Raw genomic sequence first — 15,795 nt, 5'->3', positions numbered from 1 at the left:
ACCTCCTGGCTGCGCACATAACCCTGTGGGAGCGAGCAAGCTCGCTCCCACAGGGGTGTTTTACAACTTCGGCAGTTGCCCGATCCGCCCCATCATCTCGGTCACGATCTGCAAGTCCAGCAGAAACTGCTCCACCGTCTTGAATTCGTTGTCGTTGTGGCCGGTGTACTTGACGTCGGGCATCGCCAGGCCGAATTGCACGCCGTTGGGCAGGTCATGGACCGAGGTGGCGCCGGCGGAGGTGCCGTATTTGTGTTCCATGCCCAGGTTCTCACTGGCCACGGCCAACAGAGCCTTGACCCATTCACCCTCGGGGTTGCGGTACATCGGCTCGTCGATGGAGTAGTCGAAGGCCACCGCGACCTGGGATTTCTTGCTCCAGGCGGCCAGCTTGTCGGCAATGTCAGTCTTGAGGGCTTCTGTGGTCTTGCCGACCGGTACCCGTAGGTTGACCGCCAGTTTGAAGGTCTTCTCATCCATCCCGACGAACGTCAGGGACGCGGTCAGCGGGCCCATGAAGGCATCGGAAAAGCCAATCCCCAGTTTGCTGCCCAGATAGTCCAGGCCCCAGTTGTCGGCGGCGTAGCGGGCGGCGTCGGTGATGTGGTTGTGTTTGAGCGCGACCTTGCCGTCCAGGCCATTGATGAAGTCCAGCATCCGCGCGACCGGGTTGACGCCTGACTCGGGCTCGGAGGAGTGGGCGGATACGCCGGTGAAGGTCAGTTGCACGTCCTTGCCGACGACCTGCGTGCCCACTTCGAAATTGCCGCCGTTGCGCTTGGCATAGTCGGTCGCGGCCTTGAGCAGCTCGGCGGCCAGTTCGGCAGGTTTGTCACTGGCAAAGGTGGCCACGGAGGTCGACGGAATCTGATTGGTCGCCAGGCCGCCGGTCAATGCGGTGATTTGCGCGCCCTTGCCCTGTGCCGTACGCCGGGCGAAGTTCGCCATGACGGTGCCGTAGCCTTTCTCGGCAATCACCACCGGGTAGCCGCCATCCAGCGCCAGGTTGTAGTTGGGCGTCGGGTTGCGTTCGAAATAGTAAGGAATGGCGTCGCCGGTGGTTTCCTCGGTGGTGTCGACCAGCAGCTTGAAGTTGCGCGCCAGTGGCAGTTTTTCTTCCTTGATGATCTTCATGGCGTAGAGCGCCACGACGATGCCGTTCTTGTCGTCCTCGGTGCCCCGGCCATACATGCGGTCGCCCACCAGGGTGACCTTGAACGGATCGAGGCGGGTGCCGTCTTTCAACACCCAGTTTTGCGGCGTGACCGGCACCACGTCGGCATGGGCATGGATACCGACGACTTCGTCACTGCTGCCTTCGAGGGAAATCTCATAGACGCGGTTGTCGATGTTGCGGAAGTTCAGCTTGAACGCCTCGGCCAGGCTTTTGATCTTGTCGGCGATCTTGAGGAATTCCGGATTCTCGTGCTGGGCTACACCGTCCTTGCGAAAGGTCGGGATGGCGACCAGTTCCTTCAGCGTCTCGGTGGCGGCTTTGCCATATTTCACCCGGGCGTAGAGGCCCAGCAGGCGATGGATTTCGTTCTGTTGTTCAGCCGACAGGGTTTTGTTGGCCTGGAAGGCGCTGATGGCCGGGCCGAGGTTCGCGGTTTTGGCGAGGTCGCTTTTGGCGACTTCTGCGAGGAACTGTCGGAAATCGGTGATGGAAGTGTCGGAGAAGGTTTTGACGATGGTCGCGCTTTGTTGTGCGGTGATATTGGCGTTGGCCGACATTGCGAATGACGACAGGCTGGACAGTACGAGGGTGGCAACGGCAAGACGCTTGAACGGGAAGTTCATGGTGGCAGGCATTCCTTTGCAGGGAAGAAGTGTCGGTTGATGAAACAATCACTTACAACCTAACACCCCGAACGCGCGGCGGGGGAGCCCTTGAACAGCATTTGTCGCCCGGAAAAGCGAAAACGGCGCAGAAATGAAAAATCCATTCCAGCCGACACTCAGTGTGGGAGCGGGGCACACGCTTTGTGAACACCCGCGACCCAATGTGGGAGCGAGCTTGCTCGCGATAGCGGTGGCTCAGCTTGCATCTATGCTGATCCTGTTGACGCCATCGCGAGCAAGCTCGCTCCCACGGGGGTATCTGTGCTGGACACACATGTTGGGAACACCCGCTCCCCAGGGGAAGCGGGTGGGTATTGTTTAATGCGGCGCGCGTGGAATGGTCTTGAGCAGGTCTTCAGGGCTGATATGGCCCACCACGGGCTGGGCCGTGCTGCCGGGCAATGGCAGGTCAAGGATGTGCCCCTTGATCTTGCCGACCACATGCATCTCGCAGGGTTTACAGTCGAACTTCAGCGTCAGCACTTCATCGCCGTGTATCAGTTGCATCGGCGCGACCTTGGTGCGCACGCCGGTGACACCCTTGGCCTGCTTGGGGCAGAGGTTGAACGAGAAGCGCAGGCAGTGCTTGGTGATCATCACCGGCACTTCACCGGTTTCCTCGTGGGCCTCGAACGCCGCATCGATCAGCTTGACCCCGTGGCGATGATAGAAGTCCCGGGCCTTCTGGTTGTAGACGTTGGCCAGGAACGACAGGTGCGACTCCGGGTACACCGGCGGCGGGCTGGTCTCGGCCTTGCGGCCACCGCGTGGGTGGGCTTCGATGCGGGCGGCGGTCAGGGCTTCGATGGCTTCGCGGCGCAACGCCTTGAGCTGCGAGTTGGGGATGAAGAACGCCTGGGGCGCATCCAGCTCGATGGCGGTGGCGTGGTATTCGGTGGTGCCCAGTTGGCCGAGCAGGTCGTGCAGTTGCTCCAAGGCCTGTTCCGGCTTGTTGGCCAGGCCGAACGGCCCGTCCAGGGAGACCTTGACGCTGATGCCTTCCTCACTGGTGGCGGTCAGTTCCAGGCGCTCTTCCCGCAGGCGCGCGACCCAGGCCAGGCCGACCCGGCGCTCGGAGGAAGTCTTGAGCAACGCTTGCTGCCAGTTGTGATCCAGGTTGCGGCTCAACGGGTGGTTGGGACGCAGCTGGTACATGCCGGCCGGCATTTCGTTGGGTTCGACGCGGTAGCGGTAGCGCTTCTGGCCATCCTCTTCGAATTCACCCTTGGGTTCGGCGATGTTGGCGCGGAAACCGACGACTTCGCGCTTGACCAGCACGTTGAGACCGTCGCCGTTGGACAGCGGATCGAAGGTCACCACTTGCAGGTCGCGCTTGCCGACTTTTTCCACCACGCCCACCGGCACACCGGTAAAGGTTGGCGAATCAAAGGCACCGATGTCGATCTTGCGCTCGCTGACGAAATAGTCGGTGCTGCCACGGTGGAAGGTCTTGTCCGGGTCGGGGACGAAGAAGTGCGCGGTGCGCCCGCTGGACGCGCGCGCCAGGTCCGGGCGGTCTTCGAGGACATCGTCCAGGCGCTGGCGGTAATAGGCGGTGATGTTCTTCACATAGCCCATGTCCTTGTAGCGGCCTTCGATCTTGAACGAACGCACGCCGGCTTCGACCAGGGCACGGATGTTGGCGCTCTGGTTGTTGTCTTTCATCGACAGCAGGTGTTTTTCATAGGCGACCACCCGACCCTGGTCATCCTTGAGGGTGTAGGGCAGGCGACAGGCCTGGGAGCAGTCGCCACGGTTGGCGCTGCGGCCGTTCTGGGCGTGGGAGATGTTGCACTGGCCGGAAAAGGCCACGCACAGCGCACCGTGGATGAAGAACTCGATGGCCGCATCGGTCTCGTCGGCGATGGCGCGGATTTCCTGCAGGTTCAGCTCACGGGCCAGGACCAGTTGCGAGAAACCGGCCTGGTCGAGAAACTTTGCCCGGGCCAGGGTGCGGATGTCGGTCTGGGTGCTGGCGTGCAGCTCGATGGGCGGGATATCCAGCTCCATCACCCCCAGGTCCTGGACGATCAACGCGTCGACGCCGGCATCGTACAACTGGTGGATCAGCTGGCGGGCCGGCTCCAGTTCATTGTCGTGCAGGATGGTGTTGATGGTCGTGAACACACGGGCGTGGTAGCGATGGGCGAATTCCACCAGCCGGGCAATATCGCCCACCTCGTTGCAGGCGTTGTGACGCGCGCCGAAACTCGGGCCACCGATGTACACGGCGTCGGCGCCATGCAGGATGGCCTCGCGGGCGATGGTCACGTCGCGGGCGGGGCTGAGCAATTCCAGATGATGTTTGGGCAAGGACATTTGTTTTTAGTCAGGCTGGTCACGGTCGAAGCGCGCATTGTAGCCGCCAGGCGCCTCGCCGGCACCTGTGGACTTGGTTTTGCACGATCCTGACCGATGCGCGGCGCTCCCGCAGGGTTCACCCCGGCGTCGAGTCGGCGCTGCACCAGCGGTTTCGCCCGGTGTTCTTGGCCAGGTACAAGAAGGCATCGGCGGCCCTGATCAGCATGGCCGGGGTGACGTCCTCGCCGCTCGGCTGGCAGGTGGTGACGCCCGCGCTGATGGTCACGATGCCCAAGGGATGGTCGCCATGTTCAATGTTCAAGGCCCTGACCGCTTCGAGGATTTGCTGCACGACCTGGGTGGCGCCAGCGCTGTCGGTGTTTGGCAGCAGCACGGTGAACTCTTCACCGCCGTAGCGGACCGCCAGGTCCCCCGGCCGTTTGATGGTCTGCCTGAGCGCGGCTGCAATCGCCCGCAGGCAATCGTCCCCGGCGGCATGGCCGTATCTGTCGTTGAAACGCTTGAAGTAATCGACATCGAGCATGATCAGGGCCAGGGACGAAGCCTGGCGCCTGGCCAGGCGGATCTCATCGGCCAGGGCAATGTCCAGCCGCCTGCGGTTGCCCAGCCCGGTCAGGCTGTCGGTCAGCGCCATGTCGCGCATGGCCTGGTGGGCGCTGCGAATCTGCTTCTCCATGGCCATGCGGTAGCGCAGCTGGCTCAATACGATGAGCCCGAAGCCCACCAGAATCGTGATCAGGAAAATCAGCACCAGACCGGTCTTGAACAGGTCGCGGCGCCAGGGCGCGATGATCGATTCGCGGGACAAGCCGGCTTCCACCACCAGCGGGTAAGTGGTCAGGGCCCGGTAGCCGTACAGGCGCTCGGTGTCGTCGACGACGGCCTTGGCTTCGGCAACCCCTTGGTTGGAGGTGGGTAAATGTTCCCTGAAAATCACGCTGTTGACGAGGCTCTTGCCAATCACCGAAGCGACGAAGGGACGTCGGACCAGGATCGTTCCGCTGCGCTTGGCCAGGACCAGCGCGCCTTTGCCATCGATTTTGAAGTCGCCGTAGTAGTCGACGAAATAGCTGACCTTCACGGTCCCCAGCAATACGCCGGCGAACGAGCCATCGGGGTTGTTCAGGCGACGGGAAATGGGAATGATCAGGTCGTTGGTGGAACGGCTCTTGACGACGTCACCGATGCGCACGCCTCGATCCTCGTGGGTGCGGTGGTATTGGAAGTAGTCGCGGTCGGCGTTGTTCGCCATTTCCGGGATCGTCTCCTTGTCCGTCACCAGCCATTGGCCGTCCGGGCCGTAGATAAACAATCCGTGCAGTTGCGGCATGATGGCGGCCTGCTGCACCAATAGCTTATGGATGCGCGGGATGTCCATGTTCTGCAGGCCATCGCCCTCCACCCGTTCGGCGAGGGCGGCGGTGACCACATCCACTTGTCGAATGGTATCTTCAGCGTGTTGGGCCGTCGCCCGCGCCAGATTCGTCACCGAATCCCGGGCAGACGCAAAGGCGGCGCGGTAGTCGCGCCAGGCCCGCCAGCCTTCGACGGCCAGGAAGGCGATGACGACCACGAGCATGAAGCTCACGGTCAGCCGGAATGCCGCTCCTGCCCGCACAGCTTGCGGGGAGAAGGCCTCATCGGGGCTTTCGATCTTGGGCTCTGGCTGTTTGCGTCCGAGCATTGACGTATCCTTTCCATGACGGGTCTGCACTGTTCACGGGCAGCCTATCCTATTCGAATTCAGCATGTTAGCTGACTGCGACGAGGCAGGTACACGCGGCGACACACGATCGGGGAGAAAGGTTTCATGAAAGTCGGTGTCATTTCCGATACCCACGGCCTGCTTCGCCCCGAAGCGCTTGCCGCGCTGCAAGGCTGTGAGCGGATCATTCATGCCGGTGATATCGGCAGCCCGGAAATCCTCGACGTCCTGGCATCCATCGGCGAACTGCACGTGGTGCGCGGAAACAACGATCTGCAGGCCGAGTGGGCGGGGCACCTTGCCGATTGCCTGCAATTCGACTTGGGGGGATGGCCGGTGCTGCTGGTCCATGACATCGCGGATGTGCCGGCGCCACTCGACCCGGGCGTGAGGCTGGTGATCACCGGCCATTCCCATAAACCGCTGATCGAGTGGCGTGGCGAGCGGCTCTACCTCAACCCCGGCAGCGCCGGCCGGCGACGGTTCAAGTTGCCGGTGACGCTGGCGCTGCTTGAGGTGAGTGAACAGGCGATCGAGCCGCGGCTGGTCCGGTTGTTGGAATGAGCCCGTTTACCTGAAGTGCTTGTCGACGTAGGCCTGGATTTCCTTGCGCATGAAACGCCCGGATTCATCGGCCCGTTCCTCCCAGCCGAATACGCACGCGGTGACGATGCCGTCGAAGCCGGTCTTGGCCAGTTCACTGAAGAACAGGTCCCAGTCGATCTCGCCCTGGTGCATGTCCATGTGCTGGTGGACGGTGACCTTGGCGCCGGGTGGGTTGATGATGTAGCGCAGGCCGGACGAGGCCTTGTGGTTGTAGGTGGCGGCGATGTGGACATGGGCGATCATCGACCCGGCCTCGGCAATCATGGCTTTCATGTCGTCGCCGAAATAGAAGGTGTGGGGCGTGCAGTACAGGAACTTGACGTTGTCCGAGCCGAGGGTCTTGAGCATATCGAGGGCCGGTTGCAGGGCTTCGCACCAGTCCTCCGGGTGAGGCTCGACGTTCAGCGTGACGCCCTCGCTTTCCAGGACAGGCACCAGTTCCTCCATCGAGCGCCACCAGGCCGCTTCGCTCGATTCGTGGCTGTGCACACCACCGCAGCAACTGACTTTATGCCCGCGATCAGGCGACGGCCCGCGGCCAAACTCCGAGTTCATCGTGGTGCAACCCATCTCCACGGCGACCTGGATCGCCTCCTTCCAGTAGTTCACCGCTGCCCGGCGTTCGTCTTCATGAGGGCTGGCCCAACGGTACATCGGCAGCAGCGAGGCCAGTTGCAGATGGTTGTCGCGCAGGGCTTTCTTGAACTCGGCGATCCGCTCCTTGTGGGCGCGAGGGCGTACCCACCAGGGCAGGAAGTCTTCCCGTGGCGACAGTTCCAGGTACTCGAAGCCGAGCTCGGCGGTCTTGCGGCACAGGTCCGGCAGGCTCAGGTGGCGGTGCATGTAGGGGTCGAGGGCGATTTTCATTGTTGTTCTCCGTCAAGTAACGCTCGTGACCGTGGCGAGGGGCTTGCTCCCTCGCCACACGTGTTTTTCCTGGCTGGCGGGCATTGGATCAATAGGCGACCCAGGTTGAATCCAGGTTGGCTGATTCCACGCAGCGTTCGACCCAGCGCACGCCATCCACGCCGGCATCGATGTCGGGGTAGCGCAGGGCGGCCAGCGCCTCGGCATTGCCGCGGTTGGCCGCATCCATGGCCAGGGCGAAGCGGCTATAAAGGTTGGACCAGGCTTCGAACAGCCCTTCGGGATGGCCGCCGCCGATGCGGTCGTCCCGCAGCGCGGCGGGGTGCAGGTAGCCCATGCCGCGCTCCAGGATCTGCGCCGGTTGGCCCTGGACCTCGAAGCTCAGTTGGTTGGGCCGCTCGTCCCACCATTGGAGGCTGGCACGGGAGCCGATCACGCGGATTTTCTGCCCGTGCATGGAACCGGCGTTCACGGCGCTGGACCAGACCATGCCCATGGCGCCGCCTTCGTATTCCATCAAGGTGTAGGCGTTGTCCTCCAGCGGGGCGCGGCTGGCAACGAAGCTTTGCCGGCTGCACATCAAGCGTTTGATCTTGAGGTCGGGCAGCATCACCTTGGACAAATACAACGGGTGCGTGCCGACATCCCCCAGTACATAGCTGGGCCCGGCCTGGCGCGGGTCGACGCGCCACTGGGTCGCCTGGTTCTGTGCCTCTACCGGCGCGCTGTGAAAACCATGGGCGAACTGCATGTGCACCATGCGGATCTCGCCCAATTCCTGGGCCGCGATCATCGCCCGGGCCTGTTCGATCAACTGGTGCCCGGCGTAGCCGTAGGTCAGACCCACGATGCGTCCCTTGGCGTGCGCCAGGGTGCGCAGCGCCTCGGCCTGTTCGAGGGTAAAACACAGCGGCTTTTCGCAGATCACATGCAGCCCAGCTTCCAGGGCGGCGCGGGTGATGGCGTAATGGGTGCCGTTGGGCGTGGCGATCGACACCGCCTCAATCCCATCAGGGCGTTGCGCCTCCAGCTCGAACAGACTCAGGTAATCCGCATAGCAGCGCGCGGGGTCGATACCCAATTGCTCGCCGAAGGCCCGGCCACGGACGGGGTCGATATCCAGCGCCGCGGCGACCAGTTCGAAGTTCCGGTCGCGCAGAGCCGCCGAGCGGTGGATGTAGCCGATCTGGCTGTGCTCGCCGCCGCCCACCATGGCCCAGCGGATGGGCCGTGTGATTGTTTTGCTGCCGTTGATCATGACGTTGTCCTTGTGTGATCAGAAACCGATGCGGGCCAGGTAGGCGCGGCTGGCGGCCACGTCGTCGAGGCTGCCCTGCGCATGGCGTGGGTCACGCTCCTGTTCGACGGTAATGCAGCCCACGTAACCCAGTTCATGCACGAGGCTGTACAGCGCCGGGTAGTCGATGACGCCACGCCCGATGGGGCACATCACGCCCCGGGCGCAAGCGTCGAAGAAGCGGATGCGTTCGTTCAGCACCTGGTCGAACACCGCCGGGTCGATGTCCTTGAAGTGCAAGTAGTCCAGGCGATGGGCATAGGTGCGCAGCGACGCGACCGGGTCCATGCCGGCGTAGTAAAGATGGCCGGTGTCCAGGCACAACCCGGCGACTTCATCGGGAATGTCGTCCACCAGGCGCGCCAACTCGTCGGCGAACTCGACGTGACCACCGGCGTGGGGATGGATGACCGCGCGGATGCCGTACTGATGCCAGGCGATGTCGGCGATGGCGCGGATGTGCGTCATCATCGTGTGCCAGCGTGCATCGTCCAGGCGGGGCGCGCGGTCCGAGTGACCGGCTGCGTAGTCGCGCGCCTCGTGGCCCCAGTCGATGATCACCAGGTAGGGCCCGGCATGGCGCTGGCCGGTTTGCTTTTTCAGGGCGGGCAATTGCTTGAGCAACGCACAGATATTGTGGGTCTGACGCAGCAGTTCGGGCAGGTTGGCGGGGTTGACGAGGTCGTCGAAGATCGTCCCGGCGACCACCTGCAGGCCCTTTTCGGACAAGGCTGGACTGACGGTTTCGGCGTCCAATGGCAGGTAACCGTATGGCCCCAGCTCGATGCCGCGATAGCCGGCCTCGGCCGCTTCGTCGAGCACCTGGCGCCACGGTGGCAGGAAAGGATTCTTGACGTCGTCGACGCCCCAGCAGCAAGGCGCGGTGCAGATGTGGATCGTCATGAAGCACTCCGGCGGTGTTTGTTTTTATGTGCTTGGCCTGATGCTATTGCGCTGCCGGGGAGAGGGCCATGGGGTGATGGCTTAATCTGTCAAAACCCCTCATGATGCCCAGTAGAGGTGTCAAAACATGTCAGAAAAACCACGCCGATTACTTCGCCCCACCATGGCCGATGTCGCTCGGGAAGCCGGGGTCAGCCTGTCCACCGTCGACCGGGTGCTGAACCTGCGTGCCGATGTGCGTGCCGACACGGCCCAACGCATCGCTGCAGCCGCCGCGCGGTTGGGGTTCCATGCCAAGGGCGTTATCGAACAACGGGTACTCAACGACCGTCCGACCTTGCGGCTTGGCTTCCTGCTGCAGAAAAGCGGCGTGCCTTTTTACCAAGGGCTCGCCCACGCCTTGTCAAACGCTGCCGCGACCTGCAGGCGAGCACGGATTCGCGTGGTGATGGGTTATTTGGATGACCTCGACCCGGTGATCGTGGCGCAACGCATCCTGGCCCTGCGCGATCAAGTGGACGGCCTGGGCGTGGTGGCGGTGGACCATCCCCGGGTCCGGGAGGCGGTTGCGCAATTGCGCGAGACAGGTGTCTCGGTGGTGGCGCTGCTGTCGGAGCTGTCCAGCGTCAGCGGCACGGGGTATGTCGGGTTGGACAATCGCCTCACGGGCCGTACGGCAGGTTGGTTCATCAGCCGCCTGGCGAGTCGACCCGGAGCGGCGGCCGTCATGCTCAGCAGCCAGCGTTTCCAGTGCCAGGAGTTGTGCGAGCTGAGCTTTCGCAGTTATCTGGCCGAGCACTCCAGCGAATGGGAGCTGCTCGCGTCGCGCCTGACGTTGGAGGACGATGAGTTCGCGTATGGCAATACGCTGGACTTGCTCACGGCCGAGCCCGAGCTGGCGGGGCTGTATGTGGCCGGCGGCGGCATCGCCGGCGTGTTGCGTGCCTTGCGCAGCTTCCATGAACAGCAGCTTCGCCTGCCCGTGGTGGTGTGCCACGACCTGACGCCGCTGACACGCGAGGCGTTGAAGACGGGGCTGGTCCAGGCGGTGCTGTCCCATCCCGTCGTGACCATGGCCGAACAGGCGGTCGAAGCACTGGTCGAGGCCGCGACAACCACACCGCCAGGACCGGTGCCGAGGCGGGTGGTGCCGCTTCAGATCGATGTGCCGGAAAGCACCTGAATGTTTGATGCATTCTCAGCCACCGCTATCGCGAGCAGGTTCGCTCCTCAGCTCTTGGGTATTAAGTCTCTTGGCCTGCTTGAGCCTCTGTCAGGGTCGGATAGTCCGTATAGCCCCGCTCGTCGCCTTGGTAGAACGTCGACGGGTCAGGGGCGTTCAGCGCCTGGCCCCGTTTGAAACGCTCCACCAGGTCCGGGTTTGCCAGAAAGGGCGTGCCGAACGCCACCAGGTCCGCTTCACCATTGCTGATGGCGGTGGCGGCGCGTTCGGCGCTGTAGCCGCCATTGGCGATGTACGGCCCGCCAAAGCGGCGTTTGAGTGCCTGGAAGTCGAACGGGCCTTCACCCAGTTCCACGATGTGCAGGTAAGCCAGACCATAGCGGCTGAGCATCCTGGCCGTGTAGTCGAAGGTCGCCTGCGGGTTGCTGTCGCTCATCGAGAAGTAACTGAAGATCGGCGACAGGCGCACGCCGACCCGGCTGGCCCCGAAGACTTCGATCACCGACTCGACCACCTCCTTGAGGAAACGGGCACGATTCTCGACCGAGCCGCCGTAGGCATCGGTGCGTTGGTTGGTGCCGTCACGCAGGAACTGGTCGATCAGGTAGCCATTGGCGCCATGGATCTCTACGCCGTCGAAGCCGGCCAGCTTCGCGTTGACAGCGGCCTGGCGGAAATCAGCCACCACGCCGGGGATTTCATCGAGCTCCAGCGCCCGCGGCAGTTCATAAGGCTTGAGGCCTTCGGGGGTGTAGATCTCGCCATCGGCCTTGATCGCCGAGGGCGCTACCGGTTGGGCACCGTTGACTTGCACCAAAGGATGGGACAGACGGCCCACGTGCCACAGCTGCAGGAACATCTGTCCGCCTTCGGCGTGAACCGCGTCGGTCACGTGTTTCCAGCCGGCGATTTGTTCGGGGGTAAAAATCCCCGGCGTTCTCAGGTAACCCTTGCCCTGGGCCGACACTTGGGAGCCTTCGCTGACGATCAGGCCGGCGCTGGCGCGTTGGCTGTAGTACTCGGCCATGAGGGGCGTGGCGGCGTCACCGGCACCTGCGCGGCTGCGGGTCATGGGGGCCATGATCATGCGGTTTTTCAGGGACAGCTTGCCGACCTGGGCGCGGGACAGCAGAAGATCGAGACCGACGTTGCTCATGATTCACCTCAAAAGAGAACAGATAGAATTGAGTCGAGGGGCGGCTAGGCCAGCCGACCCTCTTGTTGCAAAACGGTGCCGATGCGCTGGATTTCCTTTTCACCTTTTTCCAGGGCTGCCTCGCTGGTGTGCACGGAGTAATAACCCATCACCAGGTCGTGGGGATGCTTGACCGCCGAGCCGAGTACGAAGGAGGTCGCGCCACGGGCAACGATGTCGATGGCTGCGCCGGATTCTTCGAACACCACCATTTCCCCGGCATTGACATTGCCGCCAGCCTCGAGGCTGCCGCTGTTGACCGCCAGCCAAGCGACGGTGTGCCCAGCCGGTGGCGTATAGCGCCAGCGTTCCTGGTCTTTCAATTGCACGGCCAAGTAGTTCATGCCCGCCGGGGCTGCAACGCTGCTGCGAGCCGCGCCATGTTGGCCGAGCAACACCCGCGCCGGACCTTCCCGGGGGATATCGGCGGGTGCCAGGTAGACGCTGTGGGCTGGAGCGTTTTCTTCAGCGGCCGGCAGCGCGACCCAAAGCTGGAAGCCATGGATCGACGAGCTGCCGACCGGCCGGGCGTCGTGCCATACGCCGTTACCGGCTTGCATCCACTCCATGCCACCGCTGGGCAGTACACCCGATTGCCCGGTGGTGTCTTCGTAGGCCACCTGACCTTCGATCATGTAGGTCAGCGTCGCGATCCCGGAATGCGGGTGCATGCCGAAACCTCTGTGCATGGCGTCGGCCTGGAAGGCGAAGAGGTCGAGAAACACAAAGGGCTTGCAGAGCTGGCCCAGGTCGCCCGGACTCATGAGGCGGGTGATCGGCCCGTGGCGGTTGCCCCGGGTGCGGTGGACGATGGTGCGCGGTGGTGCTGCGACGATGCTGTTCATGGTTGACCTCGGATGCTTGAGCGTTGGTGGTCTCGATGGGAGAAGGATAAGTGCCTGGCAATAGATTGATTAGTCGATACAATCGGATTGAACTCATCCAAAAAATGAAGGAATAGCGCCCCGATGCTCGATCTGAATGATGTCGCCCTGTTTGTCCAGGTGGTGCGCAGCGGCAGCTTTGCCGAAGCGGCGAGGCGCTTGGGCATGCCGTCCAATACCGTGAGCCGGCGCGTCCAGCAATTGGAGGCGCAATTGGGGACGCGACTGCTGCAACGCTCCACCCGCAAGCTCACGCTGACTCAGGTGGGGCAGGGGTTCTATGAGCGCTGCGTCGGCGCCGTGGACGGGCTGACCGAGGCGGGGCAGGAACTGATGAAGGGCAGCGATGAACCCAGTGGCCTGGTACGTATCGCGGCGATGGCGGATTTCTTCGATTTTTTCCCGATGCAATGGGTGGCGGACTTTCTCGCCGCGCACCCCCGGGTGCAGCTTGATTTCGTACTCAGCGATGCCCGTGTCGATCTGATTGCCGACCGCATCGACGTGGCCTTTCGCGGCGGCCCGCTACAGGACTCCGGCTATGTCGGGCGCCAACTCATCAAGAACGACGGTGACGGCATGGTTGCCAGTCCCGCTTACATTGCCAAGCGCGGTGCGCCGACTTCGCTGCAGGACCTGGCTCACCACGACAGCGTGAGCTTCGCCCATCCCAGCGGCTTGAGTCACTGGCGGCTCATTGGCCCGGACGGCGCCGAGCAGGAGGTGCAGGTTCCCAGCCGCTTCAACGCCAACACCGCTCAGGCGCAGCGCAAGGCTGCCGTGGCGGGCCTGGGCATCGCCGTGCTGCCCTCGGCGCTGAGCCGCGTGGACCTGGAAGCCGGAAGGCTGGTACGGGTGCTGCCGCAGTACCAGCGCATCGGCTTTGGTTTGAATGTGCTTTATCCGAGCCGGCGCCAATTGCCGTTGGCGGTTTCGGCGTTCATTGAGCTGGTGATGGAAAAGCTGGAGCTCAAGGCGTTTCCGGCGCGGTTGGAGTAGGCCGGTCAGTAACATCCATTCCCTTCAGATCTTGACCCCTCTTGAAACGCCTGATCCCTCGTCGGGCGTTCATCCAGTTTTTTCCTTCCCTGCAACGATAAAAACCCTCGTTTCGCAAATTCCCGCCTGCCAACACAATCGCCTCGACACCTCATCTCGATAACCGCAACCGCGGAACAACAAGAACACCGAACCCGAGGCGGCGCCATGCCGGCCTGAATCGAACCTATTGTCGGAAGTGCACAGACATGCCTGTTGAAACTCTACACATCGATACGCTCGTCATCGGCGCCGGCCAGGCCGGCGTGGCCATGAGTGAGCACCTGAGCCGGCAAGGCGTGCCTCACCTGGTGGTCGAGCGCGATCGGATTGCCGAGGCCTGGCGCACGGCGCGTTGGGATTCGCTGGTGGCCAATGGGCCGGCCTGGCACGACCGCTTTCCGGGGTTGGAATTCGAAGGGCTCGACCCGGATGCCTTCGCGACGAAGGACCAGGTAGCCGATTACTTCGAAGCCTATGCCCGCCAATTCAACGCACCGATCCGTACGGGCATGGAGGTCCGGGGCGTCGAGCGCAATATCGGCCGTCCGGGCTTCACCGTTGAAACCTCCGAAGGCCTGATCGAAGCGATCCACGTGGTCGTCGCCACCGGGCCCTTCCAGCGGCCGGTGATTCCACCGATTGCGCCGGACATGGCGACGGTCACCCAGCTTCACTCGGCTCAGTATCGCAACCCCGGGCAATTGCCCGAGGGGGCGGTGTTGGTGGTGGGTGCCGGGTCGTCAGGGGTGCAGATCGCCGATGAACTGCAGCGCGCCGGCAAGCAGGTCTATCTCTCGGTAGGGGCTCATGATCGTCCGCCCCGGGCTTATCGCAACCGCGATTTCTGTTGGTGGCTGGGCGTGCTCGGCGAATGGGATGCGGAGGCCGTCAAGCCTGGCAAGGAGCACGTCACCATCGCGGTAAGCGGTGCCCGTGGGGGGCATACCGTGGATTTCCGTCGGCTGGCCCACGAAGGCATCACCTTGGTGGGCCTGACGAAAGCGTTCAAGGGCAGCGTGGTGACCTTCGAAGACAACCTGGCCGAGAACATCGCCCGCGGCGACGAAAACTACCTGGCGCTGCTGGATGCCGCCGACGCCTACATCGCCCGCAACGGCCTAGACCTGCCCCTCGAACCTGAAGCTCGTCACCGGCTGCCTGATCCGCAATGCCTGACCCAGCCGATCCTGGAACTGGACCTGGTTGCCGCCGGCGTGACCAGTGTCATCTGGGCCACCGGCTACTCGGTGGATTACAGCTGGCTGAAGGTCGACGCCCTCGGCGCCAATGGCAAGCCTCGGCATCAGCGTGGCGTTTCCACTGAACCGGGCCTGTATTTCGTCGGCTTGCCCTGGCTGTCGCGACGGGGCTCGGCGTTCATCTGGGGCGTCTGGCATGACGCCCGGCATATTGCCGACCACATCGTGAAGCAACGCATTTATCTCGCCTATCAAGATGCTGCCCAGCGCCAGACCCAGGTCCTCGACAGCGATTCACACCGTTCGAAAACCAGTCTCACGGGAGTTCGTTGATGCCTACTCACACGCGTATTCGCATGTTCAATACCAAGGACACCTACCCGAACCAGACGCTGGACAACGACCTGTGCCAGGCCGTGCGCGCCGGCAACACCGTCTATGTGCGCGGCCAGGTCGGCACCGATTTCGACGGCCATCTGGTGGGGCTGGGCGATCCTCGTGCCCAGGCCGAGCAGGCCATGCGCAACGTCAAGCAATTGCTGGAAGAGGCCGGCAGTGACCTGAGCCACATCGTCAAGACCACGACATACCTGATCGACCCGCGCTATCGCGAGCCGGTGTACCAGGAGGTCGGCAAGTGGCTCAAAGGCGTGTTTCCGATTTCCACCGGCCTGGTGGTCAGTGCCCTGGGCCAGCCGCAGTGGCTGATGGAAATCGACGTGATCGCGGTGATCCCTGAGTAAGGAACGGA

The 15,795-nt window shown here is 63.1% G+C and carries 13 protein-coding genes; 5 read left to right on the top strand and 8 right to left on the bottom strand.

The annotated features are described in order from the left end of the window. Nucleotides 1-60 precede the first annotated feature (60 nt). From BM321_RS20730 to BM321_RS20720, 3 genes are all read right to left on the bottom strand, one after another. A complete protein-coding gene (locus BM321_RS20730) occupies nucleotides 61-1,800 on the bottom strand; it encodes a dipeptidase (protein WP_092444436.1) in 1,740 nt (579 codons plus the stop codon). A gap of 360 nt (nucleotides 1,801-2,160) precedes the next feature. Continuing rightward, a complete protein-coding gene (locus tag BM321_RS20725) occupies nucleotides 2,161-4,161 on the bottom strand; it encodes a peptidase U32 family protein (RefSeq protein ID WP_092444434.1) in 2,001 nt (666 codons plus the stop codon). Between the two features lie 118 nt (nucleotides 4,162-4,279). Next, complete coding sequence (locus BM321_RS20720; protein WP_092444432.1) at nucleotides 4,280-5,848, bottom strand: sensor domain-containing diguanylate cyclase; 1,569 nt, start codon at nucleotides 5,846-5,848, stop codon at nucleotides 4,280-4,282. A gap of 126 nt (nucleotides 5,849-5,974) precedes the next feature. Here BM321_RS20720 and BM321_RS20715 point away from each other — a divergent pair, with 126 nt between their 5' ends. Then, nucleotides 5,975-6,433: a metallophosphoesterase family protein gene (locus BM321_RS20715; RefSeq protein WP_092444431.1), complete on the top strand. Its 459-nt coding sequence runs from the start codon at nucleotides 5,975-5,977 to the stop codon at nucleotides 6,431-6,433. Between the two features lie 6 nt (nucleotides 6,434-6,439). On the opposite strand, the gene BM321_RS20710 is transcribed toward BM321_RS20715, so the two are convergent. From BM321_RS20710 to BM321_RS20700, 3 genes are all read right to left on the bottom strand, one after another. Next, entirely contained in the window at nucleotides 6,440-7,342 is a 903-nt protein-coding gene (locus tag BM321_RS20710; RefSeq protein WP_092444429.1) for a sugar phosphate isomerase/epimerase family protein, read from the bottom strand. An 88-nt stretch (nucleotides 7,343-7,430) separates the two neighbouring features. Then, a complete protein-coding gene (locus BM321_RS20705; protein WP_092444428.1) occupies nucleotides 7,431-8,600 on the bottom strand; it encodes a Gfo/Idh/MocA family protein in 1,170 nt (389 codons plus the stop codon). 18 nt (nucleotides 8,601-8,618) lie between these two features. Then, a complete protein-coding gene (locus BM321_RS20700) occupies nucleotides 8,619-9,542 on the bottom strand; it encodes a TIM barrel protein (RefSeq protein ID WP_092444426.1) in 924 nt (307 codons plus the stop codon). 127 nt (nucleotides 9,543-9,669) lie between these two features. On the opposite strand from BM321_RS20700, the gene BM321_RS20695 reads away from it, so the two are divergent. Continuing rightward, the gene (locus BM321_RS20695) at nucleotides 9,670-10,725 is read left to right on the top strand and encodes a LacI family DNA-binding transcriptional regulator (RefSeq protein WP_092327896.1); all 1,056 of its coding nucleotides are present in this window, start codon (nucleotides 9,670-9,672) and stop codon (nucleotides 10,723-10,725) included. Nucleotides 10,726-10,786: 61 nt separating this feature from the next. On the opposite strand, the gene BM321_RS20690 is transcribed toward BM321_RS20695, so the two are convergent. Both BM321_RS20690 and BM321_RS20685 read right to left on the bottom strand, forming a co-directional pair. Then, nucleotides 10,787-11,881, bottom strand: a complete 1,095-nt coding sequence (locus tag BM321_RS20690; RefSeq protein ID WP_092444425.1) for an alkene reductase — start codon at nucleotides 11,879-11,881, stop codon at nucleotides 10,787-10,789. Between the two features lie 44 nt (nucleotides 11,882-11,925). Beyond that, the gene (locus BM321_RS20685) at nucleotides 11,926-12,765 is read right to left on the bottom strand and encodes a pirin family protein (protein WP_092444423.1); all 840 of its coding nucleotides are present in this window, start codon (nucleotides 12,763-12,765) and stop codon (nucleotides 11,926-11,928) included. A 123-nt stretch (nucleotides 12,766-12,888) separates the two neighbouring features. Between BM321_RS20685 and BM321_RS20680 the strand changes: the two genes are divergently transcribed. The 3 genes from BM321_RS20680 to BM321_RS20670 all read left to right on the top strand — a co-directional run bounded on the left by BM321_RS20680 (nucleotide 12,889) and on the right by BM321_RS20670 (nucleotide 15,787). Then, nucleotides 12,889-13,803: a LysR family transcriptional regulator gene (locus tag BM321_RS20680; protein ID WP_092444421.1), complete on the top strand. Its 915-nt coding sequence runs from the start codon at nucleotides 12,889-12,891 to the stop codon at nucleotides 13,801-13,803. 248 nt (nucleotides 13,804-14,051) lie between these two features. Next, nucleotides 14,052-15,377 carry a flavin-containing monooxygenase gene (locus BM321_RS20675; protein WP_092444419.1) on the top strand — a complete coding sequence of 442 codons (1,326 nt, stop codon included), beginning with the start codon at nucleotides 14,052-14,054 and terminating at the stop codon, nucleotides 15,375-15,377. After that, the gene (locus BM321_RS20670; RefSeq protein ID WP_092444417.1) at nucleotides 15,377-15,787 is read left to right on the top strand and encodes a RidA family protein; all 411 of its coding nucleotides are present in this window, start codon (nucleotides 15,377-15,379) and stop codon (nucleotides 15,785-15,787) included. Before BM321_RS20675 ends, BM321_RS20670 begins: the two co-directional genes overlap by 1 nt. Nucleotides 15,788-15,795: the final 8 nt, after the last annotated feature.

It is taken from the genome of Pseudomonas sp. NFIX10 (genome assembly GCF_900111955.1).
Classification (GTDB): Bacteria; Pseudomonadota; Gammaproteobacteria; order Pseudomonadales; family Pseudomonadaceae; genus Aquipseudomonas; species Aquipseudomonas fluorescens_AA.
The sequence above is the reverse complement of the archived record's forward strand: the minus strand, read 5'-3'. Positions and strand labels throughout refer to the sequence as shown.